Source organism: Trichlorobacter thiogenes (genome assembly GCF_900167465.1).
GTDB classification, from domain to species: Bacteria; Desulfobacterota; Desulfuromonadia; order Geobacterales; family Pseudopelobacteraceae; genus Trichlorobacter; species Trichlorobacter thiogenes.
The window spans coordinates 22,243-47,236 of record NZ_FUWR01000021.1 but is presented as its reverse complement, the minus strand read 5'-3'; the positions used below and the strand labels follow the sequence as shown (position 1 = coordinate 47,236).

At 55.7% G+C, this 24,994-nt stretch carries 26 protein-coding genes; 12 read left to right on the top strand and 14 right to left on the bottom strand.

Annotated features, from left to right (window positions below; all coding sequences use genetic code 11):
- Positions 1 to 49 precede the first annotated feature (49 nt).
- From pabB to B5D39_RS14430, 5 genes are all read left to right on the top strand, one after another.
- Positions 50 to 1,798 (top strand): aminodeoxychorismate synthase component I, encoded by a 1,749-nt coding sequence (gene pabB, locus B5D39_RS14450; protein WP_078791155.1) that lies wholly within the window; start codon positions 50 to 52, stop codon positions 1,796 to 1,798.
- Positions 1,799 to 2,031: 233 nt separating this feature from the next.
- The gene (locus B5D39_RS14445) at positions 2,032 to 3,330 is read left to right on the top strand and encodes a TolC family protein (RefSeq protein WP_139366789.1); all 1,299 of its coding nucleotides are present in this window, start codon (positions 2,032 to 2,034) and stop codon (positions 3,328 to 3,330) included.
- Between the two features lie 141 nt (positions 3,331 to 3,471).
- A complete protein-coding gene (gene hslO / locus B5D39_RS14440) occupies positions 3,472 to 4,326 on the top strand; it encodes an Hsp33 family molecular chaperone HslO (RefSeq protein WP_078791153.1) in 855 nt (284 codons plus the stop codon).
- Positions 4,301 to 6,748 (top strand): U32 family peptidase, encoded by a 2,448-nt coding sequence (locus B5D39_RS14435; RefSeq protein ID WP_139366788.1) that lies wholly within the window; start codon positions 4,301 to 4,303, stop codon positions 6,746 to 6,748. The genes hslO and B5D39_RS14435 overlap by 26 nt, the downstream gene beginning before the upstream one ends.
- Positions 6,745 to 7,260: a thermonuclease family protein gene (locus B5D39_RS14430; protein WP_078791152.1), complete on the top strand. Its 516-nt coding sequence runs from the start codon at positions 6,745 to 6,747 to the stop codon at positions 7,258 to 7,260. Before B5D39_RS14435 ends, B5D39_RS14430 begins: the two co-directional genes overlap by 4 nt.
- Here B5D39_RS14430 and B5D39_RS14425 read toward each other — a convergent pair.
- From B5D39_RS14425 to B5D39_RS14360, 14 genes are all read right to left on the bottom strand, one after another.
- Positions 7,257 to 8,279 carry a cyclic di-GMP-binding domain-containing protein, MshE-related gene (locus tag B5D39_RS14425; RefSeq protein WP_139366787.1) on the bottom strand — a complete coding sequence of 341 codons (1,023 nt, stop codon included), beginning with the start codon at positions 8,277 to 8,279 and terminating at the stop codon, positions 7,257 to 7,259. The two genes, B5D39_RS14430 and B5D39_RS14425, sit on opposite strands and share 4 nt — an antisense overlap.
- 33 nt (positions 8,280 to 8,312) lie before the next feature.
- Positions 8,313 to 8,957, bottom strand: coding sequence for a fructose-6-phosphate aldolase (gene fsa, locus B5D39_RS14420; protein WP_078791151.1), 645 nt, complete (start codon positions 8,955 to 8,957; stop codon positions 8,313 to 8,315).
- A gap of 17 nt (positions 8,958 to 8,974) precedes the next feature.
- The gene (locus B5D39_RS14415) at positions 8,975 to 9,235 is read right to left on the bottom strand and encodes a YHS domain-containing protein (protein ID WP_078791150.1); all 261 of its coding nucleotides are present in this window, start codon (positions 9,233 to 9,235) and stop codon (positions 8,975 to 8,977) included.
- A gap of 7 nt (positions 9,236 to 9,242) precedes the next feature.
- Positions 9,243 to 9,737: a 2-amino-4-hydroxy-6-hydroxymethyldihydropteridine diphosphokinase gene (folK, locus tag B5D39_RS14410; RefSeq protein ID WP_078791167.1), complete on the bottom strand. Its 495-nt coding sequence runs from the start codon at positions 9,735 to 9,737 to the stop codon at positions 9,243 to 9,245.
- 179 nt (positions 9,738 to 9,916) lie between these two features.
- Positions 9,917 to 10,582, bottom strand: coding sequence for an endonuclease III domain-containing protein (locus B5D39_RS14405; protein ID WP_078791149.1), 666 nt, complete (start codon positions 10,580 to 10,582; stop codon positions 9,917 to 9,919).
- Entirely contained in the window at positions 10,572 to 11,159 is a 588-nt protein-coding gene (locus B5D39_RS14400; protein ID WP_078791148.1) for a hypothetical protein, read from the bottom strand. The genes B5D39_RS14405 and B5D39_RS14400 overlap by 11 nt, the downstream gene beginning before the upstream one ends.
- A gap of 81 nt (positions 11,160 to 11,240) precedes the next feature.
- Complete coding sequence (locus B5D39_RS14395) at positions 11,241 to 12,140, bottom strand: NAD-dependent epimerase/dehydratase family protein (RefSeq protein WP_244161424.1); 900 nt, start codon at positions 12,138 to 12,140, stop codon at positions 11,241 to 11,243.
- Entirely contained in the window at positions 12,112 to 12,582 is a 471-nt protein-coding gene (locus B5D39_RS14390; protein ID WP_078791147.1) for a septal ring lytic transglycosylase RlpA family protein, read from the bottom strand. Before B5D39_RS14390 ends, B5D39_RS14395 begins: the two co-directional genes overlap by 29 nt.
- On the bottom strand, positions 12,579 to 13,463 hold the full coding sequence (locus tag B5D39_RS14385) for a complex I NDUFA9 subunit family protein (RefSeq protein ID WP_078791146.1): 885 nt from the start codon (positions 13,461 to 13,463) through the stop codon (positions 12,579 to 12,581). Before B5D39_RS14385 ends, B5D39_RS14390 begins: the two co-directional genes overlap by 4 nt.
- Positions 13,460 to 14,305 carry a BRO family protein gene (locus B5D39_RS14380; protein ID WP_078791145.1) on the bottom strand — a complete coding sequence of 282 codons (846 nt, stop codon included), beginning with the start codon at positions 14,303 to 14,305 and terminating at the stop codon, positions 13,460 to 13,462. Before B5D39_RS14380 ends, B5D39_RS14385 begins: the two co-directional genes overlap by 4 nt.
- Positions 14,306 to 14,350: 45 nt before the next feature.
- Entirely contained in the window at positions 14,351 to 14,593 is a 243-nt protein-coding gene (locus tag B5D39_RS14375) for a hypothetical protein (RefSeq protein WP_208610599.1), read from the bottom strand.
- 19 nt (positions 14,594 to 14,612) lie between these two features.
- A complete protein-coding gene (locus B5D39_RS14370) occupies positions 14,613 to 14,939 on the bottom strand; it encodes a type II toxin-antitoxin system PemK/MazF family toxin (RefSeq protein WP_078791144.1) in 327 nt (108 codons plus the stop codon).
- Positions 14,926 to 15,156, bottom strand: coding sequence for an addiction module antitoxin (locus B5D39_RS14365; RefSeq protein WP_078791143.1), 231 nt, complete (start codon positions 15,154 to 15,156; stop codon positions 14,926 to 14,928). The genes B5D39_RS14370 and B5D39_RS14365 overlap by 14 nt, the downstream gene beginning before the upstream one ends.
- An 88-nt stretch (positions 15,157 to 15,244) precedes the next feature.
- Complete coding sequence (locus B5D39_RS14360) at positions 15,245 to 15,733, bottom strand: YqaA family protein (RefSeq protein ID WP_139366786.1); 489 nt, start codon at positions 15,731 to 15,733, stop codon at positions 15,245 to 15,247.
- Between the two features lie 68 nt (positions 15,734 to 15,801).
- On the opposite strand from B5D39_RS14360, the gene B5D39_RS14355 reads away from it, so the two are divergent.
- From B5D39_RS14355 to B5D39_RS14325, 7 genes are all read left to right on the top strand, one after another.
- Positions 15,802 to 16,800: a helix-turn-helix transcriptional regulator gene (locus B5D39_RS14355; RefSeq protein ID WP_078791142.1), complete on the top strand. Its 999-nt coding sequence runs from the start codon at positions 15,802 to 15,804 to the stop codon at positions 16,798 to 16,800.
- Positions 16,801 to 16,857: 57 nt separating this feature from the next.
- Positions 16,858 to 17,994, top strand: a complete 1,137-nt coding sequence (locus B5D39_RS14350) for a class I SAM-dependent methyltransferase (protein ID WP_078791141.1) — start codon at positions 16,858 to 16,860, stop codon at positions 17,992 to 17,994.
- The gene (locus tag B5D39_RS14345; RefSeq protein ID WP_161947517.1) at positions 17,991 to 18,626 is read left to right on the top strand and encodes an HAD family hydrolase; all 636 of its coding nucleotides are present in this window, start codon (positions 17,991 to 17,993) and stop codon (positions 18,624 to 18,626) included. The genes B5D39_RS14350 and B5D39_RS14345 overlap by 4 nt, the downstream gene beginning before the upstream one ends.
- 120 nt (positions 18,627 to 18,746) lie before the next feature.
- Positions 18,747 to 20,843: a methyl-accepting chemotaxis protein gene (locus B5D39_RS14340; RefSeq protein ID WP_078791139.1), complete on the top strand. Its 2,097-nt coding sequence runs from the start codon at positions 18,747 to 18,749 to the stop codon at positions 20,841 to 20,843.
- 216 nt (positions 20,844 to 21,059) lie between these two features.
- Positions 21,060 to 21,455 carry an Hpt domain-containing protein gene (locus tag B5D39_RS14335; RefSeq protein WP_161947516.1) on the top strand — a complete coding sequence of 132 codons (396 nt, stop codon included), beginning with the start codon at positions 21,060 to 21,062 and terminating at the stop codon, positions 21,453 to 21,455.
- Positions 21,452 to 22,975: a glycogen synthase gene (locus tag B5D39_RS14330; RefSeq protein WP_078791137.1), complete on the top strand. Its 1,524-nt coding sequence runs from the start codon at positions 21,452 to 21,454 to the stop codon at positions 22,973 to 22,975. Before B5D39_RS14335 ends, B5D39_RS14330 begins: the two co-directional genes overlap by 4 nt.
- Complete coding sequence (locus B5D39_RS14325; RefSeq protein WP_078791136.1) at positions 22,965 to 24,932, top strand: penicillin-binding protein 1A; 1,968 nt, start codon at positions 22,965 to 22,967, stop codon at positions 24,930 to 24,932. Before B5D39_RS14330 ends, B5D39_RS14325 begins: the two co-directional genes overlap by 11 nt.
- The last annotated feature ends 62 nt before the right edge of the window (positions 24,933 to 24,994 follow it).

The window sequence follows — 24,994 nt, the reverse complement described above, 5'->3', positions numbered from 1 at the left end:
ATTGACGTTTTTATTTTACGATCAGTTGACAGGGAGTTCTTATTACCTGATGCATAATGCCCCCCCCACCATACTACTGGACTCCTGCAGTACTAATCAGTTCAGCGCATCCTGGCGCTTTGATAGCCATGTCAGCACCCTGATTGCTGAAACTCCTGATCAGGTTGTCGCTGTACTGCAGCAGGCTGAGGCTGCCACGCAGCAGGGGCTGTACGCCGTCGGTTTCGTGGCCTATGAGGCAGCCCAGGCCATGAACCCGCACCTGCCAGCACTGCCTCCCCGAGACGGTCTGCCGCTGGTCTGGTTCAGCCTGTTCAGAAATCGCCATTGCGTCACGGTTGGCGATGGCCTGCCAACGGGCACCACCGCAGCCCCGGAACTTGCGCCTGCTGGAAGCAAATCTGAGTATGAAATCGCCATCAGCCGGATTCATACTGCCATTGAACAGGGCGAGACCTACCAGATTAACTACACCTTTCCCTTGCAGGGACACTGGCAAGGTAATCCGCTGCAGCTGTACCGCAGCTTGCTGAATGCCCAGCAACCAGCCTTTGGTGCTTTTCTGGATATTGGCAGCCACACAATCATCTCCACTTCACCAGAGTTGTTCTTCAGTAGCAAAGATGGTCTGATCACCACCAGACCAATGAAAGGCACTGCACCCCGCGGTCGGTTTCCTGCTGAAGACCAGACCCTGCAGGAACAGCTGCAGCAGAGCAGCAAAGAACAGGCCGAGAACCTGATGATTGTTGATCTGCTACGTAACGACCTGGGTCAGATAGCAGAGACCGGCACGGTCAAGACCGAGGCACTGTTTGAGGTGGAATCGTACCCGACCGTGCATCAGATGACCTCCAGCATAACGGCCAGGCTACGGCCCGAAGCCGGTTTGCTGGACATATTCAAAGCCCTGTTCCCCTGCGGGTCAGTCACCGGCGCACCCAAGCGCCGCAGCATGGAGATCATCAGCGGGCTTGAACAACAGCCCCGCGGTGTCTACTGCGGAGCCATCGGCTATCTGGCGCCAGAAGGTGAGGCCTGCTTTTCCGTGGCCATCCGCACCCTGCTGCTGGAACAGCAGACCAGCCAGATCAGCATGGGAGTGGGTAGTGGTATTACCTGGGGTTCTGATCCCTGCGCTGAATACGCTGAATGCCTGAACAAGGCTGCCTTTCTGAAGCCCAGACCGCAGCCCAGGCTACTGGAATCGTTGCTGTTGGAAGAGGGCAACTATCCCCGCCTGGCGCGCCACCTTGACCGGCTGGGCTGGTCAGCTAACCGGTTGGGCTATGGCTGTGATCGGGAACAGATCAGGCAGGCGTTGCTTGTTCATGCCGCAGGCACAACCGGACAGCACAAGACCCGGCTGCTGCTGGCACAGGATGGCAGCTGTCAGATTGAATCGACCCCGTTACAACAGCTACACCAGCCGCTGAAGGTTGCCCTGGCCACAACGCCGGTAGACCCGACTGATCTGCTGCTGTACCTCAAGACCGAACAACGTGATCGGTACAATCAAGCCAGACAGGAACATCCGGCTGCTGACGAAGTCCTGCTTTGCAATGATCGTGGGGAATTGACTGAAGGCAGCTTCACCAATCTGGTGCTGAAGCTGGATAACCGGCTGGTAACGCCACCGCTGGCCAGTGGTCTGCTGCCGGGCATTATGCGGCAGGAACTGCTGGAGCAGGGAATAATTACGGAACGGGTGCTGTACCCGCAGGATCTGCAGCGGGCCGAGGAGATCTGGTTGATCAACAGTGTGCGAGGCTGGCTGCGGGCAACGCTTGAGCAATAGCACGCAGATGACGCGGATTGAACGGATTTTCGCAGATTACCCCCTGCATGTCTAATTGCCGCGAAAGAACGCAAGGAACACAAAAACTGAAACTGTCTTTGAACTAACTCAAATGCCTTACGGACTTTAACCAACAGATTTTCTTTTAATTCTTTGCGCTCTTTTGCGGCTGGCCTGCTTTAAGGTTCTATCCGCCTGCCATTATTAGTGTTTTATTCATGAAAGGACGTTTCATGACTGCTCGAATCTTGATTGTTTTCACCACTATTCTGCTGTTATCACAACAGGCCCTGGCAGCTCCCCAGTTATTGACTCTGGAAGACTGCCTCAAAATCGCTGCCGACAAAAATCTGGATATCCAGAAGGCCAAAGAATATGCCAACTATGTCCAGGGCCGTTATGTTGAAGAACGGGCTGCGGCCCTGCCGCAACTGGGACTGCAGGCCGGTTTCGGTTACAGCAAGGATGACAGCACAAAGGCGCTTTATGGAGCTGCCCAGATGCAGGCCAACCGCACCGTGGACCTCTCCCTGTCACAGCCGCTCTACACCTGGGGCAAGATCGGCGCCGCCCTCAGGGCTGCCGAGGTGGGACTCAAGACCGCTGACCAGCAGTTACGGCTGTTTCGTCAGGCTGCCTTCAGGGATGTTTCCATCGCCTTTTATGACGTGCTGCTGGCCAAGGAGTTGCACCGCCTGGCCCAGGAAAACCTGGCCCAGAAAGAACGTCACCACACCGAAGCCAAGCGTAAGTTTGAGGCCGGGGTTGCCACTGACTATGACCTGCTGGCAGCCGAGGTAGAGCTACAGAACGCCCGGCCGGAACTGATCCGCACTGAGAACAGCATCCGCACCAGCCGAGAACGGTTACGCTTTCTGCTGGGGGCAGATCAGGCAGAACTGGATGTGACCGGCATGATTGAGGCAAAACCGGAGCAGGTTTCTGGCTTTGATGAATCGCTGAAGATCGCCCTGGATAAACGTCCGGAACTGGCTAATCAGAAACTGCAAATCGGCATCAACCAGGAGCTGATCACCATTGCCAATGCCGATGACAAGCCAAGGCTGGATCTGAAAGGCACGGCCGGCTGGCACCAGCTTGAGGTCTCCAACCCTGGCCCTGTTCGCCAGTCAGATGGACCGGCCTGGAATGCCGGTGTCTACCTGACCTTCCCGTTCTTTGACGGCATGCGCAGCCGGGGCAAGACCCAGCAGGCCCGCAGTGACCTGCGCACCAGCCAGTTGCAGGAGCAGAAACTGCGGGACAGCATCACCCTGGAACTGCGCACTGCCCGCTACAACCTGGCCGAATCAGCCGAAACCATCAACGCCCTGTCCGGTACGGTCAAGCAGGCGGAACGGCTGCTGCAGATGGCGGAAAAAGGGTTTGAATACGGGGTCAAGACCCGGCTTGAGGTGGATGATGCCCAGACCAACCTGCTGCGTGCCCAGAGCAACCTGGCCCGGGCCAACCGGGATTATCTGGCTGCCTCAGTCAACCTGCGCTGGGCCATGGGGGTGGCAGGAGAGTAGGTTGTTGTCATCGGATCTTTTTTCGTTGTCCGCTCTGAAGAACATCGGCTAGAAGCAGTAGTCTCGCGTAGCAAGTAGTGTTACTATTAGTCCCTGCAAAAGTATCCGCGGGGCTTTTTAAACTCGTAAGGGAGTTCTATTGTGCATGATCATATCGCCCGAGCCATGGCGGTTAAAGGCAAGATCCGCGCTGTGGCCTGTGTCACCACCAAGCTGGCCAATGATATCTGTTTTCTACAAGGCACCTCACCGATTGCATCCATAGCACTGGGGCGGGCCCTGTCCGGTGCAGCCCTGGTGGGGAGCACGCTCAAGCAGGGGCAGCGGACTGCGATCAAGTTTGAGGGTGGTGGGCCGCTTAAGAAGCTGATTGCCGAGGTGGAGTGGGATGGTGCCATCAGAGGGACCGTAGCGGTGCCGGATGCGGTTGCCGAGAGCGTGCCTGCTGCACTGGGCAGGGCCGGGTTCCTGACGGTCACCCGAGATCTGGGGATGAAAGATCCCTACACCGGCATGGTGCAGCTCTACACCAGTGAGATTGCCGAGGATCTGGCCTACTATCTGACCGACTCCGAGCAGATTCCGTCTGCCATGGGGTTGGGGGTGAGCCTGGCTGACGATGGCCAGATCGCAGTTAGCGGCGGCTTTCTGATTCAGTCGCTGCCCCCTTCCGATGAGGCGGCAGTGGATCAGATTATGACAACCATCAGCAAGCTGCCACCATTGACCACACTGCTGAAGGATGGTACCACGCCCCAGCAGTTGCTGGATATCCTGCTGGAAGGGGTGGAACATCACCCGCTGGAGTCAACAGACCTGTTTTTCCGCTGTGGTTGCTCACGCGACAAGGTTGAGCGGGCCATGCTGTCGCTGGGCAAGGCGGAGCTGGAGCGGATGGTTGAGGAACAGGGTGAGGCATCAGTCACCTGCGAATTCTGCAAACAGCAGTACCGCTTTGAAAGGAGCGAGCTTGAAGCGCTCAGCAGATCATACTAAGCCAGTAAAGGCTTCAGCGGCTAAACCAGCTACCAGCGAACCTATCCGGGCAAAGATGGTTGCACCAGAGGTCCTAGCCCCCTGCGGCTCACTTGAAGCGTTCTTTGCTGCCATGGAATCCGGTGCAGATGCAGTCTATGCCGGCTTGCGGGAGTTTTCGGCGCGTGCCCGTGCCAAGAACTTTACCCTGGGACAGATGGCCCGGATGCTGGCCTATGCCCATCAGCGGGGACGGAAGATCTACATCACCCTGAATACGCTGGTGAAGGAGCAGGAGCTGCCCCAGCTGGTGGAGACCCTGGCTGAGCTGGCCAAGCTGCGGGTGGATGGGGTGATTGTGCAGGATATGGCGGTGGCCCGGCTGGTTAAGAACCATTTTCCTTCCATCCCGCTGCATGCCTCCACCCAGATGACCATCCATAACCTGCCCGGTGTCAAACTGCTGGAGGAGTACGGCTTTGAGCGGGTCGTGCTGGCCCGTGAGCTGCAGGTGACAGACATCACCTCTATCGCGGCACAGACCAGCGCCGAGTTGGAGATCTTTGTGCATGGCGCGCTCTGCTTCTGTGTCTCCGGGCAGTGCCACTTTTCCTCCCTGCTGGGAGGCCACAGCGGCAACCGTGGGCGCTGCGCCCAGCCCTGTCGTCGCCTCTACAGCCATCGTGGCAAGGAAGGGTACTTCTTTTCTCCCAACGACCTTTCTGCGCTGGAATTGATCCCGGAACTGGCTGCTGCCGGGGTGACCTCCTTAAAGATCGAAGGCAGGATGAAATCAGCCGATTATGTGGCCAAGGTGGTCAAGGCCTACCGGCTGATGGTTGATGGTGATGCAGCAACGCGCAAAGAGACCCTGAAGGCTGCCAAGGAGCTGTTAAAGGACTCCTTTGGCCGTACCCCCACCAAAGGTTTTCTGGCCTCCAGTAATCCGGTTGATATTGCCAACCCCTGGTTGCGGGGTGGTACCGGCCGGTTCAGCGGTGAGGTCAAGCAGGCCCGCCAGGGACAGATCAGCTTCGAGACCCGTGACGGTCTGCAGGTGGGGGATCGCTTGCGGCTACAGCCCAAGAGCGATCAGGCTGGCCAAGCCTGGACCCTGCGGGAGCTGTACGTGAATCGTAGGAAGGTACATGAGTGCAAGGCTGGTACCCTGGTGGAGGTGGCCTGCCCCTTTGAGGCCCGTCCCGGTGATGCCCTGTTTAAGGTGGGGGCAGCTGATGCCTTTGGCATGAGCGATGAGGCTGCCAACCGCAAGCTGCAGGCAGCCGGTACGGATCGGGTGGCAGTGCGGCTGGAGTTGACTTGCAGACAGGAAGATGACGGTTGGACGCTCTGTATCACTGCCCGGATCGGTGCGGCAGCTTTTTCCTACGAATTTCCGTTGGGTGATCTGGAGCCTGCCCGCAGCAGCCATATGGCCGGGGTGCTGCAGGCCCGCTTCAGCGAGACCGGCGAAACTCCGTTCCACCTGGAGAACCTGCAGGCCCCTGACTTCCCGGCGCTCTTTATTCCGCCAGCTCGTTTAAAAGAGATCCGGCGTGAACTGTATCAGCGGCTGGAGCAGGAGGGGACGGCAGAGGAGCGCAAGCGGATTGCAACCGCTAAAGCAGAGGCGCTGCTTGAACTGCAGGGACAAGGGACAAGGGGCAAGGGACAGCCAAGCAAAGAAGAGCTGATCCTGCAGGTGGATAGTCCGTCTGAGGTCCGTTGGGCCCTGTCCCAGGGAGCGCATCAGGTGGTGGTTCCGTTGCACCGGGCCGCCATCCATGAGCTGCCCCGGTATCTGAGCAGGCTGAAAGGCGATGCTAACCAGCTGGTCTGGCAACTGCCGTTCATGCTGTTTGATCAGGAACTGCCCTTTATGGTTGAAGCGGTTGATGCGCTCTATCAGGCCGGCTTTCGTAACTTTGAAATCACCAATCCAGGTCAGCTCAAGCTGCTGCAACGCTATACAGGACTGCAGCTGTCATCGGGCTATCGTCTGTTTACCCTCAACAGTCAGGCCCTGGCGTTTTGGCAGGAGCAGGGGGTGCAGCGGGCAACCCTCTATATTGAGGATGATCGGGAAAACCTGGCGAATCTGCTAAGGCTTTCACAGCAGCTGACCATGCTGGTGTACAGCCCGGTGGAGGTGATGGCCACCAGGGTCAAGATCAAAGAGATCAGCAGCGGTGCACCGCTCCAGTCTGATCGTGGCGAAGGCTACCGGATTCGCGGCCGGGACGGTTTTACCCATATCAGCGCCACCACGCCGTTCTCTCTGCTGGGGCGGCTGGCAGAACTGCGTCAGATGGGCTGCCGTTCTTTCATGCTTGATCTGTCTGAGACCCCGGCGGATCGGCGTGGAGAGATTCTGGAGACGTTTCGTTCGGATCGTACCTGTGCAGGTACCACCATCTTTAACTATGAGCGAGGGCTGACATGATAAGGATTTTCTTTGGTCTGATCGTTCTGCTGGGATTGTTTGCAACAGGAACAGCTGCACAGGCTGAGACTCTGCGGGGGATGGTCAAGGCGGTACATGACGGCGATACCGTGGTGCTGGTGGGACGCGGCACGGGACGGGTCACCGTACGGTTGTACGGTGTTGATGCGCCGGAGACCCGTAAACCTGATTCGCCGGGACAGCCCTTTGGCAGTCAGGCCAAGCGGGTGTTGATGTTCAAGGTCTTGGGTAAGGAAGTAACTGCCGAGGTGCAGGACCGCGACCAGTATGGCCGTACGGTTGCCGTGTTGCAGCTGGCAGGCAGGGATATTAATGCTGAGATGGTGTCAGAAGGGATGGCCTGGGCCTATCGTCAGTTTTTGAACGGCCCCTATGCATCACGTTATATCCAGCTTGAAGAACAGGCCCGGCGGCAACATCGTGGACTCTGGAGGGACACCAATCCCCAGCCCCCCTGGGAGTTCAGGCGGGGCCAGAAACGGCGACGTTAATATTTCATCTTTTTGGACATCTCCAGGGCCCGCTTGACCCGTGATACTACCCGCAGCGGTTGGACCGGCTTGGGAATGAAGTCAAAGAAACCGGCAGCAAGCGCCTTCTGCTCTTCATCGGTGGTGGCGCGTCCGGTCAGCATGATCACCGGAATTGATGCGGTGATAGGGTTGGCCTTGATTGCCCGCAGCAGACCATGGCCATCCAACTTGGGCATCTGGGCATCGGTAATCACCAGCTGAGGACGGTGGGTCAGGGTGGTCTTAAGCGCCTCTATGCCGTCTTTACAGATAATAACGTTGTACCCTTCCTTGACCAGGGCTGCCTGTACCAGCGTGGCCACGGTGGGAGAGTCTTCCACCACCAGAATCGTGTTGCCGGCATCCGGGTTGATCGGGGCATTCAGGTAGTGCCGGGCGATCGCCTCCAGAATCTCCTTGCGGGTGGCAATGACCGGTACCACCTGCAGACCGGTGATGCGGGCGATCATGTCAGTGGTCTCACCATCAAAGGGGTCGGTGATGGCAACGGCCAGCATCATATCCTTTTGTTTTAACGGAAATATGATCCGCTTCATCACAAACTCGGTGGGAAGCATATTGAGCATTGTTGGCGAGTACTCACGGTTGCTGAAACCTGACACCGTATTGAAGCCAAACTGGCGCCCCAGGGCATCAACCAGCTCATGCTCGGTAATGACCCCCATCTCTTCCAGCACCTGTCCCAGACGTTTTCCCTCAGCCCGTTGTCGCTCCAGAGCCCGCTCCAACGTTTTTTCGCTGATCAGTTTGGCCTGGACCAGAATATCACCCAACTGTTTTTTCTGAGCGATATCAGCAAAGGGGCTGTGCTGGCGTAACAGGGCCTCCATCAGTTCAGGTTCGGTGATGACCCCCATCTCTTCCAACACCTGTCCCAGACGCTTGTCTGTTCCGCTCTGGCGCTCCAAAGCCTTCTCAAGCGTTTTTTTGCTGATCAGCTCGTTTTCTACCAGTATGTCACCTAACTGTGTGGCCATGGCGCCTCCGATACGGCATCAGGAAGAAACAAACTACTTGGGTACTTTTTCCCAGTCTTCCAGAAACTTCTTGATACCGGCATCGGTCAGGGGATGCTTGGACAGCTGCAGCATAACGGAATAGGGGATGGTGCAGATATCGGCACCGATCAGGGCTGAATTAAGCACATGGATCGGATTGCGGATGCTGGCTACGATGATCTCGCTGGTGTAGCCATAGTTATCAAAGATGGTGCGGATCTCTTCAATGATCCCCATGCCATCCTGGGAGATATCATCCAGGCGGCCCACAAAGGGAGAAACATAGGTTGCGCCGGCCTTGGCAGCCAGCAGCGCCTGCATAGGTGTGAAGATCAGGGTCACGTTGGTCTTGATCCCTTTTGCCGTCAGGGCCTTACACGCCTTGAGTCCTTCCGGCGTCATCGGCAGTTTGATCACGATATTTTTGTGAATCTTGACCAGCTCCTTGGCTTCCTTCACCATACCGTCAGCCTCCAGAGAGATGACCTCGGCAGAGATCGGGCCATCAACAATGGCGGTGATCTCCTTGATCACATCCTTGAATTTACGGCCTGATTTGGCGATCAGGGAGGGGTTGGTGGTAACGCCGTCAACCAGTCCCAGGGTATGGGCTTCACGGATCTCTTGTACGTCAGCGGTGTCGATAAAAAATTTCATCTCTGAACCTCCAGTTTTTAAGATTGGTGTGTATGGTCAAGCTGTTCGCGAAATTTTTCCAGGCAGTCCATGGAGCAGAAATAGTGCCGCGTACCGTTTAAGGTGCCGACAATGGCATCCTCTTTTGCCAGATACATCTTGCAGATTGGATCCTGCACGGTCTCTTCTCCGGTATGATGGGTACTTGAGGACGACAACGGCTTTTTAGGTGCCGTCAGTGTCTTGATAATCCGAAACCCGATATAGCCTAAAAGTAACCAGATCAAAAGGCGAAACATAGGTTCGTTACTCCAGAAGGCTAACCTGCTCGTCGGTGGACAGGCCGGCCAGCAGATCTGCTATGGTTTGCTTGCTGACAGGCTCACGCAGCGTGGGAGCAATATCGGCTAAGGGTAGCAGCACAAAACGACGTGCTGTCATGCGTGGGTGGGGCAGGGTCAGCTCCGGTGTTGCCAACTGTTCCGTGCCGTACAACAGTAAATCAAGGTCCAGCCGCCGGGACTGCGGTTCGGCAGCAGGAGTCCTGCCAAAGATATCACGCTCTATCCGTTGTAGCTCAGCCAGCAGATCATGGGGCGTCCGGGTGGTGGTAAGCCGTGCAACCCCGTTGTAGAAGGTGGGAGTACCGGCAGGCATGCCCACTGGTGATGTCTCATAAAAACGGGACAGCCCGGTGACGCGGCTGCCGGGGATCTTGCCCAGTTCTGCCACTGCCCGTAACAGGTTCAGTTCCCGGTCTCCCAGATTGGAGCCAAGGGCGATGTAAGCATCGGTTTCCACAGGCGGGATTAAACCATACTTGTGCTGGGGCGTCAACCGCAGGACAAAAAAAGCCCCCGTCACCAGGAGGGGCGGCAACGGAGGCGATGAGACCCCCAGGGGGTCTCGCAAACATATTCCTGCTGCTGACGGTGCTGAGCGTTGTTGCTCTGCACCGTCGTAAACGTGTTTCTGAACCTCTAACCGCTGTTACGGGCGCCGTTCTGGCAGCGTGCTAACAGACAACAGTCCCTGCACTGAGGCTTTGGACGACAGGCCTGCTTCCCCAGTTCAACGATCAGGGCGTGGTACTCGTTAAACAGGGCCGTATCCAGAGGAAGCCGATCCATGAAGAAGTCACGTAACCGATCATAGCTGATCAGTTCATCCACCAACCCCAGCCTGCTGAAGATCCGTCTGGTGTAGGCATCCACCACAAAGCTGGGTTTCTGTCCGGCATAGAGCAGGATAGAATCAGCTGTTTCAGGGCCGATCCCTTTGACCGCCAGCAGCTCTTGTCTGGTTGTCTGCCACGGTCCTGTAAAGAGCCGGTCAAGGCTGCCACCATACTCCTGCAGTACAAAGGCGGTAAAGGCCTGTAGCCGTGTGGCTTTGACATTAAAGTAGCCTGCTGGCCTGATCAGTGCTGCCAGTTCATTCGGCAACAGACTGTCAATTCCGGTCATGGATAACCGGTCAGCTGCCTTCAGGTTGGCAATCGCTTTTTCCACATTGCCCCAGTTGGTATTCTGGGTCAGGATAGCGCCAACACAGACCTCAAAGGGGGTTTCACCCGGCCACCAGTGGCGGGGGCCGTACTGTGCCAGCAGGGTATCAAAGAGTTCCTGTAGCTGGTTATCTGCCAACCAGCACCCGCAGGTTTTTCGGGTTAACCTTGTAGCCGCCAGAGACCGTGACATAGCCTTTGTACAGGTCGCTGACATCGGTGATCTTGGCCATAAACCAGCTGCTCTGACGAGCGCTTGACTTGTCTTGCGGGGCCTGGTAGGCATCGTGCAAGCTGTTGCCTTCAAACATGATCATCAGAGCCCCCAGACGAATCTCATCCGGTCTGGCAAGTCTGGTGCGCCAGAAATACTTGGTCCACTGGCTGGCACCATTGGCAATCCTGAAAAACTCGGCTTCACCCTTGGTCTGGGCATTGGGGGGCTGGGTCATCTTGGACAGGGTGACATAGATCCAAGCCTGGTCTCCCATTGGTTGCTCGCTGATAAAAAAGTCATCAGACTGGATGAAATGCCGGTCTTCCCCAACTGCCGGTGCTTCGTTGCGCGGTTGTGGTGCAGCCTCTTCCTGGGCAGGAGGAACCTGTTCCCGAATCTGCTGGCCGTCAGTTACCAGCTTATCAACCTCATCCATAAAACCTGCCTGTGCTGTTCCGCAGCTAACCAAAACCAGTGCCAGTACCACTATCTTTTTCATACTGAACCTCCATTGTTTCCAATCTGTTGGGTTGTGTACAGCCCCTATACCAGAGATTTATAATCTGTAAAGGGCAATCAATTAGATAGAGGCAGCTATCCCCTGCTGCAGATCAGGATAGCGCAGGGCAATGCCCAGATCCTGCAGCATCCGTTGGTTATCCACCACCCGTGATTCCATGAAATAGGTGAACAGCAGCGGCGGCATCACCCTGCGGGCCTCGTCAAGATTGATCTGAGGCTGACGGGGTTTCTGCAGGGCATCGGCACAGGCGTTAAAGTAGGCGGTCATGCTGGCTGGGTGGCCGTCGCTGACATTGTAGATGCCGGTCCCCCGATCAAGGGCTGCCAAGCAAACCTGGGTCAGGTCATCAACATGAATCCGATTGGATGGCTTGGCCAACTCTTCCAGCAATAGCGGCTGGCCTTGATTGATCTGCATCAGCGGCAGGCGTCCCTTACCGTAGATGGCAGAGACCCGCAGGATTACCACCGGAATGGCATGTTTCAGCCCAAAGGCCTGAAAAAGCTGTTCTGCATCCAGACGACGTTTACCCATGGCGCTGGTCGGCTCTGTGGGACTCTGCTCCGTCACCACAGTGCCGCCGGTATCGCCGTAGACGCTGGTGGCACTCAGGTAGACGATCTTTGTTGGCAGGGTCTGATCACGCTCCAGGGCAGCACAAAAATTACGGGCCCGCAGATCAATACTGCCGCCCCCCTGAGGAGGTACGCTGTATAACAGCATCCGTCTAGCTAGCGGGAGGGGTGGTATCTCTTCCAGATCATCCATACTGCAAAGACAGGTCTCTGCCCCGGCCCTGGCCAAAGCTGCAGCCTTTTCTTCATCCCGCAGGTGAACAGCCACAGACCAGCCCTGGGCAAGGGCCTGATGGGCCACCAGTGTGCCAGTGTAACCGCAGCCGGCAATAAACAGCTTCTGCATGGTTATATTATCCTTTTCCTTCATCAAGTAGTTCATCCAGCGGATGTTTCTTTTCAAACGGCACAATCCTGACCTTGACCGCTCCTTTGCCCCAGAGCCCGATCTGCTGGGCTGCTGCGCGGGAAAGGTCGATCAGATTCCGTACTGCGTGGCGGGGGTGGCAACGATCATTGATGACCACCGACACCTTCTGCCCGCTCTTGATGTTTTCGACGGTCACCATGGTGCCCAGCGGCAGCAGGGCATGGGCTGCAGTCATCTTGTCCGGGTGATAACGCTGGCCGGAGGTGGTGCGACGCCCGATGAAACGGGAGGCATAGTAGGTGGCCACGCCGATCTGGGGATCTTTCAGGCTACTCCCGTCCTTCGCCAGTATTTCCAATAGCTGGGCATCGGTCAGGTCATCCCGTTCAATCGGATGAGCGGCATGGACAGAGCCGGGTATGAGCAGAGACAGTATAAGCAGACGCTTAATCATCGTTGAAGGTACTCCTGGATACCATCCCTGAAGCGGATTGGATCAAAATTAAACGTGTTACGCCAGCAGCCATCACAGATATTCTCTTCCAGCAGCATCTGCAACTGATCCAGGGTGATCGGAAAGGCACTGATCCTCTGCAACGCCTTAATGACCGGTTTCATCAGTGATAACGGCAGTGCCGGTTTCCAGGGATGTCCCTTACCCATCGCCTCGGCAATGGCATCCAGCAGCTCACGATAGGTCAGGCGATCTTCGCCACACAGTTCAAAGGTCTGACCAGCCGTTTCCGGCTTCTCCAGGGCCTCCGCATAACAGCGGGCCACATCAGCGCCATGGATCGGCTGCAGACGGTAGTTGCCATCACCCATGGTGGGCATGACCGGTGCCAGCCGCAGGTTGGCCGCCAGCATATTCACAAAGGCATCTTTGGGGCCAAAGATCAGCGAGGGCCGGAAGATGGTCCAGGCCAGACCACTGCCCCGCACGATCTCCTCTCCCCGCCACTTGGTGCGATGATAGCCGGAGACCGCATCAAGCCTGGTTCCCAGGGCAGACATCTGCAGATAGCGCAGTACCCCCGCATGCTGTGTTGCCTGCACCATGCTGGCCGTGGCCTCCACATGCAACCGCTCAAAGGTGATCCCTTTGGCAGGAAACTCACGGATGATCCCCACCAGGTTGATGACAGCATCACAGCCTTTCATCGACTGCTGATAACTTGACGGATCAGTGACATCTCCTTTGATAAAACTGATTCCTGAGTTGCCAGAACCTGCATTGCCATGGGCAAGTAGTACCAGTTCATGCCCACGTTGCAACAGTTCAGCTGTCAGATGGCCGCCAACAAACCCGGTGCCGCCTGCGATAAAGATCTTCATGGCGTTTCCTCCGTATCCTCAGCAATCCCTTTGTGGAGAAAATTCTGCTTGCTAACCACGCTCCGGCCCAGCTCTTTTTCAGTCTCAACGCGGGCGGTACCAGCCACCCTGCCGCCACGCCTGGCTACTTTTTTATTCTTTTCAAAGGTATCGGGCTTTTCTGTCTGTGATATCTCGGTGGTCACCTTTTCGCCCAGCATGGTGAAGATCAGTTCAAGGTCGGTCATGTGGTCACGCAGGTTATCATTCTTGCGGGTCAGGCCTTTCAGTTCTTTATGCTCAGACGGCGTCACGCCAAAGGTAGCCTTGGCAATCTCGGCGGTCAGAATACTAAAATCACGCTCAGAGGAAACTCCCCGTTCCTGCCACTCATCGGTCAGGTTCTGACGGATGGCGATGCCACGCAGTCGCTTGTCAATCCAGTCTTTGGGGTAGCCCTTCTGCTCGTACAGCTCTTTCATCCGCTGCTGGGCCAACTCCGGGTTTTCAATCTCCTGAATCCGCTCATACCCCACCTGGGCCAGCCAACGCTTAAACGGCTCTGCCTTGGGAGAGGGGATAGACTGGATGATGCGGAACATCCCTTCGGTGTTGGCGCAGTCGGTGGCATATTCTTTCCCGTCGGCCGCAGGCAGTTTCAGTTGTCGACAAATTGTCGATAACTCAACACCCGATAACTTTTCACGTTTTTTGATGCGGTACCAATAGTCTTTCGGATCAGCGCTGCCCGTTAGAACAGTCACCACATCCACCACTGAAAACCACCATTCATCATTGTGGATGGTTTTACGAATCTGCTTGCCTTCAAAGACAGCCAGCTTAACCAGTACTTGTGCGGTCATGGTTTTTCTCCAATCAACGGTTGAGCAGATCCCCCTTGCAACCGATCAAGCGACTTGTTTTTTATCTATGGTTGCTTCGATCCAGCGTTGCTGTGAGAGTACAAAATAGTTACTACCTGCTTCATTTTTAAACCTCTCGAATTCGAGAGGTTTAAAATCAGGGTTGCTCAGTTGTTCCCAGAGTCCCAGAAGCTCAATAGTACTGCGGCTTCGCATCCAGTTGTTGATGATCGCAAACGGTTCAGAGCTATTCCGGTATTTTGCAGGAGTAGAGAGTACCAGTTTCATAATGCTCCAGACTGTTTGACTAGAGTGGCAGGCCGAGCTGAATCTTTAACGCCTTCTCCACCTGTTTCATCTCCCTGGTGCTGATGCTGCCCGCACAGTTTTGAAGGCGCTGTTTGTCAACGGTAGCAAGCTGGTCGGCCATTGCCTTGTTTTCAACACCATTCAATAGGACCACTGCTTCACTTGGATAGCATTTACCGGTATTGCTGGTCAGGGGAATAACCTGAACACGGTTGAGGTGGGTATTGGCAGAGTTGTTGCTGACGATGATGGCAGGCCTGATCTTTCTGGTTTCGGAACCGATTGAGGGCTCATAGTTAACCCACCAGACATTACCTCTTTTCATTAGCGCCATCTCCCACAAGTGCATTTGACCATTCCAATGCGTCCTTTTCTCTAACGCTGTCTGCCGCCATTTCACTGTAGGCCGCATCAAGATAACTGGCCTTAAGCTGCGGTTTGATCAGGTTCTCTATAAACTTGCTGATGTTGCCGCGACCTACAACACGGCAAAGTTCGTCGTACACCAACTCATTCAAGGATATTGTTAATTTTTTTTGCATGTCGTCCTCCAAAAGTATACCACCTACTACTTACGTCATACTACCATTTGTCTGTCAGTAAATCCAGAACAACAGGGTCATAAACCAATTATCCCGCCATCCTTGCCGTCAACCAGGCCACCGCCGCATACCTTGCCAACTTACCAACCCCAACCAGCAGGAGAAAGATGGTAAAGCGGATCTTCAACAGTCCCCCCACCAGGCAGAGCGGATCACCCACCACCGGCAGCCAGGAAAAAAGCAGCGAAAGGATGCCATAGCGCTGATACCATGCCTCGGCCTGCTGGCGTTGCTGTTCGTTGATCCTGAACAGGCGGCCCATCAACCAGTCTCCGCCGTAACGTCCCGCCAGCCAGGTGGTGCAGGCTCCCAGGCTGTTGCCGACCGTTGCGGTCAGCACGCTGGTGGCAGGGTCATAGCCCTTGACCAGCATCAGCACCAGCAACCATTCCGACCCCAGCGGCAGAAGGGTTGACGCCAGAAAACTGAGCAGGAACAGGGCCGGATAACCGGGCTGCTTGAGCCAATCCACCAGTGGGACCAGATATGTCAGAAAGCCGTTGTCAAACAGATCCACATCACGTACCTTTTGTCATCAGATTGGACAGTATAGCCGAAAAATTGCAGTAGCAACAGGGGGGTAGCATGAAAACCCGTGGTAAGCCAACCGGTCACTATACCCAGGCAGCACGTTTGCACAATGTCATCCGCCTGATTGAGACCCGTAATGGTATCACGCTGGATGATCTGGTAGAGGAAACCGGAGTTGATCGCCGCACCGTACACCGGGATCTGGTGGCGATTCAGCAGGCCGGTTACCCCCTGACCGCCAAGAGGCAGGATGGGCGCAAGGTGTACCGCTTCCTGACCAACACCCGTCAGGTGGCGCCGATCACCTTTACTCTGGATGAGCTGGTGTCGCTGCACCTGTTGAAGGCCTGTGCCGGCCTGCTGCCGCCCGAGCCGTTCGGGGCCGAGATTGATGCCATCTTTGCCAAGATCCATGCCTCATTACCGCCCCGTTCTGTGGCCCACCTGGAACGGATCGCTCGGGTGTCGCTGCCCCGTTTCCAGGGGGGCAGGACCTATGCCGGATCAGCTGAACTGCTGTCCGAGCTGCGTCGGGCGTTGCTGTATCAGTATCGAGTTAAACTGTCCTATAGCCGCAGTGGCAAAGAGGCTGCGTTGTATGAGATTGATCCCTATACGCTGGTGTTGGCTAAAGGGGGGCTGTACCTGCTGGCCCATGCCCATAACCGCAGTGCTGTGCGGCTGTTTGCCGTGGAACGGATTGCCGGCATAACCGTCACTCGCCAGCGTTTTGAAATGCCGGATGAGTTTAACCCTGAACAGCATTTTAGCGATGCCTTTGGTCTGGTGACAGACCAACCGATGCAGCTCAAGATCTGCTTTGACGCCGAGGTGGCCCATATGGTGCGTGATCGGGTCTGGCGCCCGGACCAGACAGTCGTAACCGAGCCTGATGGTTCGGTGCTGCTTTCCTTTGAGGCAGCGGGTTCGCTGGAGATTCTGGCCTGGGTGCTGTCCTACGGCCGCCATGCAGAACTGCTGGAACCGCCTGAACTGCGTAAAGAGCTGAAACGGCAGATCAAGGGGTTGCGAGAGATCTATCGTAAGAAATAAGGCTGCCTGAAACTTGATCCTTGACCCAAATTCCGTGCCCCTGCATAATTCGAGACCATGAACGATATGACCTTAGATACCATTATTGCTGACCGTATCCGCGCCACCGGCCGGATGACCTTTGCCGATTACATGGCTGCCTGCCTCTACGAACCTGGTCTGGGCTACTACACCTCGCCGGGCCGCAAGGTGGGTACCGAGGGTGATTTCTACACCAGTATCACGGTGCATGCCACCTTTGGCCGGGTCATTGCCCGTGAAATTGCTGCCATGTGGCGGTCCATGGATTGCCCGACAGACTTTACCCTGGTTGAGGTGGGGGCTGGCCATGGCCGTCTTGCCTGCGACATCATGGATTTTCTGGCAGAGCAGCAGCCGGACTGTTATGCCGCTACAAAGCTGGTGCTGGTGGAACAGGAGCCATCTCTGGCTGAGGCCCAGGCAAACCTGTTGGCCAAGCATGCTGCTAAGCTGTCCTGGCTTTCACCGGCAGAGCTGCCCGGCTTTCGCTTCAGCGGTGTGCTCTACTCCAATGAGCTGCTGGATGCCATGCCGGTACACCGGGTTTTGATGGGTGAACAGGATTTGAAGGAGATCTACGTTACGCTGGATGGCGACCAGCTGCAGGATCTGGCTGATGCACCATCCACCCCGGCGCTGGCGGAGTATCTTGAACGCTTTGGTATTCCGCTGCACCCCGGGCAGGAGGCCGAGGTCTCTCTGGCCGGTCTGGCCTGGTTTGAAAACGTGGCTGAATGTCTCCAACATGGCTTTATCCTGACGGTTGACTATGGCTGGGCCAAGGCGGAGCTGTACTCGCCCCAGCGTAATCTGGGTACCCTGCTCTGCTATTACAAGCATACGGTAGAGGACAACCCCTATCAGCGACTGGGCCAGCAGGATATCACCACCCATATTAACTTCAGCGCCCTGATTGAACGGGGTGAAGAACTGGGGCTCAAGCCGATCTGGTTTGGTGAACAGTCCCGTTTTCTGCTTGGTGCAGGGGTGATTGAAGAGCTGGAACAGATTGAGGCATCAGACCTGCCGGAAAAAGATAAACTGCGCCTGCGGTTGATCATCAAGCGTCTGATCATGCCTGAAGGGGGGATGGGTGATACCTTCCGGGTGCTGGTGCAGTCCAAAGGGGTGGCAGAACCCAAATTGGGCTGTCTGCGTGGTATCAGCCTGTGAACCGGGACCTGATCAAGGCGATTGTGTTTGACCTGGACGGCACCCTGTATGTTTCAGAGACATTTGAACAGATAATCTGGGAATCTGCTTCACGCTATGTCGGTGAACTGTTGGGGGTTCCACCAGCAGCCGGTGGTACACGCCTGAAGGAGTTGCGTCAACGCCTGACTGATGAGCGGGGCACCGTCCAAACCATTGCCGTTGCGATAGAAACCATTGGTGGCACCGTACCGGAGCTGCACCGCCGCTTTGCAGAAGAGCTGGACCCCCACGACTACATTGAGCCTGATCCCCGCGTTCTGCCGCTGATTTCCGCGTTGGAGCAACGGTATACCTGCTGGCTGCTGACCAATAACAATCGGACTCTAACCACTAAAATCCTTGCCACGCTTGGGCTTGAAGAAAGCTTTCAACGGGTGATCACCATCAATGATACCTGGCGGCCTAAGCCTGATCAGGAGGTGCTTGACCAGGTGTTGGGAGAGCTTGGTCTGCCCCCTGAAGCGGTACTGTTCGTGGGTGACCGCTATGACATTGACCTGCGGCTGCCAGAACAGCGTGGGTGCCCGGTGCTGCTGACCAAAACTATTGATGAGCTGATGCAGCTGGGCTCTCTGGTTCCTTCCGTATAAATTTAAAACGCCGTTATCGTTTTACTTGATTTTTTCAATCTCGCGGCCTATGGTAAAACCGCGTATAGTTCCGCACCCGGTTAACACTGCGAACTTCCTTTTACCGTGGAGGTGTTACCAATGTTTAAAGTCCGCCTTACTGCCAAGGTGCTGATTGCCATCGCCGTGACTCTGTCAATCGGCTTTGCCTGTCTTGGTGTCTTAAGCCTCTACCTCTCCTACACCTCCATGCTTGATCTACAGCGAACAGCAGCCCGCCAGGCAGCAACCGGTATTGTGCACGACCTGATTGAGCTGAAGATGAAGGGCGATTTCCAGGCCTTTAATCAGTACGTTGATGGGGTGGTCAAGCGGGGCGGTGCCCTGAAAATCCAGCTCTTTCATCCCGATGGCAAGCAGTATAACGGCCAGGAGAACAGCGAACTGCTGAAGCAGGCGGTTGAATCAGGGAGCCAGAAAGAACAGAATAGTACTATTGATGGTAAATCTGTTCTGGTACTGGCCACACCACTTGCCAATGAGGCTCGCTGTAATGCCTGCCATGCTGCCGGCCCCAAATTTTTAGGGGGATTGCAGCTGGTTACCTCGCTTGAAGAGGGAGTTGCCAAGGCCAAAAAATTGGCCCTGGTGCTGACCGGGGTGGGGGTCTTCTTCTTCTTCCTGATTATCGGGGTACTCTATCTGCTGATCTCACGTCTGGTGGTACGACCGATCCGTGAGCTGTCTGCACAGGTGGAAGATATTGCCAAGGGTGAGGGAGACCTGACCAAGGTGTTGCCGATACGTTCAGATGATGAAATCGGGCATCTGGCCGGTGAAGTCAATCACCTGACCCAGACCGTACGTGAGATCATTGCTTCACTGTACCAGCAGGCCTGTCAGCTGGGCGGCCATACCTGTGAACTATCCAATGCCACCGAGCGGATTGCCAAAGAAGTGCAGGATCAGATGGAGCATGCCGATACGGTTGCCACTGCTGCAGAGGAGATGAGTAGTACCATCCAGAATGTATCTGAAAACACCCATCAGGCGGTTGAGCTTTCATCAACGGTGGATAGTGCCGCAAGTGCCGGTCTGTCAGTGGTGCAGGAAACCTGGCACTGTATGAACAGCGTTGCTGAAAGTGTTGAATCAACTCTGGCCGGTATTGCGGAGCTGGAACGTTCTTCAGCAAGTATCGGTGACATGCTTTCCCTGATTGAGGATATTGCAGATCAAACCAACCTGCTGGCGTTGAATGCAGCCATTGAGGCGGCCCGGGCAGGCGAGGCTGGTCGTGGTTTTGCCGTGGTTGCCGATGAGGTCCGCTCACTGGCAGAAAAAACTACTAAATCCACCAAGGATATTGAGCGGGTGGTTGCCAAGATACAACAGGAAAGCGGACGTGCAGCGGCCAGTATCCGCAAGGAAAGTACCCTGGTGCAAACCGGGCTGCAGCAGGCTGAAGAGGCTCGCCGTCAGTTGGAAGAGATCAAGAACTGTGCCTCAAGCTCACGTACCATGAGTGAGTCGATAGCCGTTGCTGCTGCAGAACAAACGACTGTAACAGCAGAAATATCTTCTAAAATCCACCATGTTTCTGATGCGGCCCACGGCACCAACCAGATGATGAAGGCCAATATGGAGACCTTCGGTCGTTTTGCTGATACGGTTGAAAGCATCTATGGCACGGTGGGCCGTTTCTCGGTGGGTAACTACCATGACCAGGTCAAGGCCTATGCCGCTGAACTGTCCAATGGTGTACAGACAGCCATTGCCGATGCGATCAAAAACGGCACCTTATCCGAGGCTGACCTGTTTGATCGTAACTACCAGCCCTTTGGCAAGAAAACTGATCCCCCCAAATTCACCACCCGTTTTGACGGATTCTTTGACCGGGTCATTTCGCCAATGCAGGAATCCATTGTTAATCGTGACAGTCAGATAGCCTATGCCATCTGCTTTGACAACAACGCCTACGTGCCATGCCATAACCTGCGCTTCAGCAAGCCGCTGACCGGCGATACGGAAGTGGACAAAGTCAACAACCGCACCAAGCGGATCTTTGGTGACAACACCGGCATGCGCTGCGCGAAAAATACGAACGGGATTCTGCTGCAGACCTACCGTCGTGACACCGGTGAGATCTTGAATGATCTTTCCGTGCCGATCTTCATCAACGGTAAGCATTGGGGCGGCATCCGTTTTGGCTACAAGGCTCCCTGCAGTCTGAAGTAAAGTACGCTCTCCTTGTCGTGGTGGCTATTGCTGGCCACCACGACAAACCTGCTTGTTACACTTCATCCACCTGAATTTCTTCATTTCTCGTTTGATTGGACTAAACTTCTACAGTATGTCATTATGACAAACCTTTGCCCTGTCTACTTGGTGCAGAGGGGTGAGATCGGCAGTCGTTATGCTGCTGCTCCACGACATGCAGGAGAGGAAGGTTCTATGACCATGAACAGTACAGAGGTGGAAAACAATCCGCAGGCAGCTATGCTGGATGATCCTCTTGACCGCGAATATCACCAAAAAAACTATCTTTTACTGGGCTGTAGCGATGTGTTGCGGGATGTATTTCAGATCTATCTTGAAAGCGCACCGCTGAAGGCTGAACAGTTGCGCTCTTGCCTGGAGGCAGGAGATCTTGATAAGGGCATCAGCCTTTCCCATGGTTTAAAAGGTGAATCCGGGTCTGTTGGCGGACGGTTTATCATGGCAACGGCAGCAGAGATGGAAAAGGCAACCCGTGCCGGAGATCTGCAAGCGGCACGAGCGCTTCTGCCTGAACTGGAGCATCAGCTGCAGCGGGTTATTGCAGCAATCAAGCAGGAGCTTAAGGCGTGAAAAAGAAACCGCAGGAGCAGCTAACCCCCAGCAAGAGTCAGGAAAAACCACTTAAGATTCTGTTTGCCGCTTCGGAGGCCGCCCCCTATGCCAAGACCGGTGGTCTGGGTGAGGTGGTGGGTGATCTGCCCCGCTACCTGCACAACATGGGGCATGATGTCCGGGTGGTGCTGCCCCGTTATTACAGCATCGATCCTGAGCGATATGGTTTAACGATGTTGCCCGGCACCCTGGTGGTGCCGATGGGGATCATCGGCGAGATGTACTGCGGGGTCTGGGAAGGACGCCTGCCCAAAAGCGAAGTACCGGTCTACTTTCTGGAACATCAGGGACTCTATGGCCGCGACGGCATCTATGGTGTTGATAACGTCGGGTTCATGGACAATGACAACCGCTATGTCTTCCTGTCCCGCGCTGCCCTGGAACTGCCCAAATTCCTCAGCTGGCAGCCGGATATCCTCCACGCCCATGATTGGCACACTGCAGCGGTGCCGGTCTTCCTGAATACCAGCTATCGCAACGACCCACTGGTGGGTAATGCCGCCTCAATCCTCACCATCCATAACATGCAGCATCAGGGAGATTTCTACCCAGGCCTGATGGAGGTGCTGGATATCGACTGGGAATATTTTACCTTTTTAGGGTTGGAAAAGGATGATCAGGTCAACCTGCTGAAAGGCGGTATCTACCACGCCACCCTGCTGAACACCGTCAGTCAGGGCTATGCCCGTGAGATCCAGACGACGCTCTACGGATGGGGACTGGAAGGGGTGTTGCAGGAGCGGGCCGCTGATCTGTACGGCATTCTGAATGGTGTTGATTATAACGAGTGGAACCCGGCCTCTGACAAATACCTGCCTGCCAACTACACGGCAGATGACCTGTCCGGCAAGTTGACCTGCAAACGTGCCCTGCAGCGTCGTTTCGGTCTGCCTGAGATTGATGTGCCGCTGTTCGGGATTGTCTCACGGATGGTGCCGCAGAAAGGGACTGACCTGCTGGCTGAAGCGATCCACAGCATGATCAAGCTGGACCTGCAGGTGGTGGTGGTGGGTAACGGCGAACCCTGGGCCCACTTCTTCTTTGGCGGCATGGCCCATCGTCACCCTGACAAGGTCGGCTGCTACATCGGCTACGACAACGCATTGGCCCATCTGGTGGAGGCCGGTTCCGACTTCTTCCTGATGCCCTCTGCCTTTGAACCCTGTGGCCTGAACCAGATGTACTCGCTGGCCTACGGCACCCCGCCGGTTGTGCGTGCCACCGGTGGTCTGGATGACAGCGTTGAAAACTTTGATGAAGCAGCCCTGAGCGGTGATGGCTTCAAGTTTTGGACCCAGACCGCTGCTGCCCTGTACGATACGGTCGGCTGGGCTACCTGGACCTACTACAACAACCCCCAGGGATTGGCTGCCCTGCGTCAAAACGGCATGGCGAAGCGGTTTACCTGGGAAGAGTCAGCCCGGAAGTACGACACCCTGTACCGGGAGGCATTACGGAGGAAACGCGGTGCAGCCTAGATCGCTTTGGCAGTACGTTGGTACTGTTTGTCTGATTGTTGTATTTGCCTCGGTTGCGCAGGCCTACGAGTCGATTGCTGCCTATCCGATCCTGCCAGCCGGCTACCACTCCATCAAGGTTTTTGACAACCAGAGTCGTTTTGTCGGGCGGTTATTACCTGAAAAACGCTACTGGGTCACCATTGACCGAATTCCCCTCTTTCTACAAAAAGCGATTGTTGCGGTTGAAGATGCCCGTTTTTATGAACATGGCGGCGTTGACCTGCGTGGTATCGCCCGGGCTGCTGTTAAAAACGTGGCAAAAGGCCGACTGGCTGAAGGTGGCTCCACCATCACCCAACAGCTGATCAAAAACAAGTATCTCAGCAGTGAAAAGAGCCTTGATCGCAAGGTCAACGAAGGCTTGATGGCGCTAGAGCTTGAAAAGAAATACACCAAAAAACAGATCCTGGAGATGTACCTGAATGAGATTTACTACGGCAATGGTGCCTGGGGGATTGCCCAGGCGGCCCGGATCTACTTTGATAAGGCACCGGAAGAACTGACCGATATTGAGAGTTCCTTCCTGGCAGGCATTCCCAAGAACCCCGGTCGTTACAATCCTCTGGGCAAACCGGTTGATGTGGCCAAGCGCCGCTCCATTGTGCTGCAGCGGATGGTTGATGTGGGTGTGCTCTCCAGTAGCCAGTTACACCAGCAGACCAGCCATACCGTCGCGCCGGTTCCTCCTAACCAGGCCCCCTGGTACCTGGCACTGGTACATGCAAAACTGGTTGAACGGTACGGCCCGGCAGTCTTTGAACAGGGTGGGCTTGAAGTTACCTCAGCCATGGACCTGGGCTTGCAGCTCAAGGCAGAGCAGATCCTCCATGACAGTGTGGTCAAGCTGTCACCCCAGCTGCAGGGGGCGCTGGTGGCGGTTGATCCGGTCAGCGGAAACCTGCTGGCAGCAGTTGGTGGCACCAGCTATGTGAAGGGTGGTTTTAACCGCGCTCTGCAGGCCAAACGCCAGCCCGGCTCATCCATCAAACCGCTGATCTACGCGGCTGCCCTGGAGCAGGGGGTGACTGCAGCCAGCCTTTGGAATGATGCTGCAGTCAGCTATCCGCAAGGTGCTGGTGAAAGCTGGACCCCCCACAACTATGATGGCAAGGCCCATGGCAACCTGACCCTGCGGCAGGCCCTGGCAAGCTCAAACAACGTAATTGCGGTCAAGCTGCTGGAGACCATCGGTATCCCTGCCTTTACTGAACTGGCTGCTAAAAACGGGCTGGCCCTGCATGGCAATAATCTCTCGCTGGCACTGGGTACTGAAGAGGTCACCCTCCATGATCTGGTACTAGCCTACGCGCCGTTTGCAACAGGTGGGGTGCGTACTGAACCGCGTTCAATCCTGCGGATCTATGAAACCTACCGTAAGGTCTGGTTTGAAAACACAACCAGCAGCAGTCAGGCCATCTCGCCAGCCACCGCCTTTATTACCACCAGTATGCTCAAGGATGTCTTGACCAGCGGTACGGCCAGGGGGCTGAAGAAGTTTAGCCAGAAATACCCGGCAGCCGGTAAGACCGGCACCACCAACGACTACCGCGATGCCTGGTTTATCGGCTACACCCCGCAGCTGGTAACGGGCGTCTGGGTTGGCCATGATCAACCCCGTCCCGGTGGCAAAGGCTTCACCGGCGGGGCTGTTGCTGCGCCGATCTGGGAGCGGTTTATGCGTCAGGCCCTGGCTGGCAAACCGGCTACTGATTTTGTCCGGCCTGATTCTGTTGTATCAGTTACCATAGATCCGACCAATACGTTGCTGGCAACAGCAGCCTGCCCTGTTAAGCGGGAAGAATTTTTTGTTGCCGGAACTGAACCGGATGACTACTGCCCCATACATGGCGGTGAACCTGTCGCTGCTCCGGCAGCCACACCAGCTGCGCCTCCAGCACCTGCCCCCAAACCATAACCTACAAATGAAAACAGCCCCGGTATCCATCAGGATATCCGGGGCTGTGTACCATCACTGGC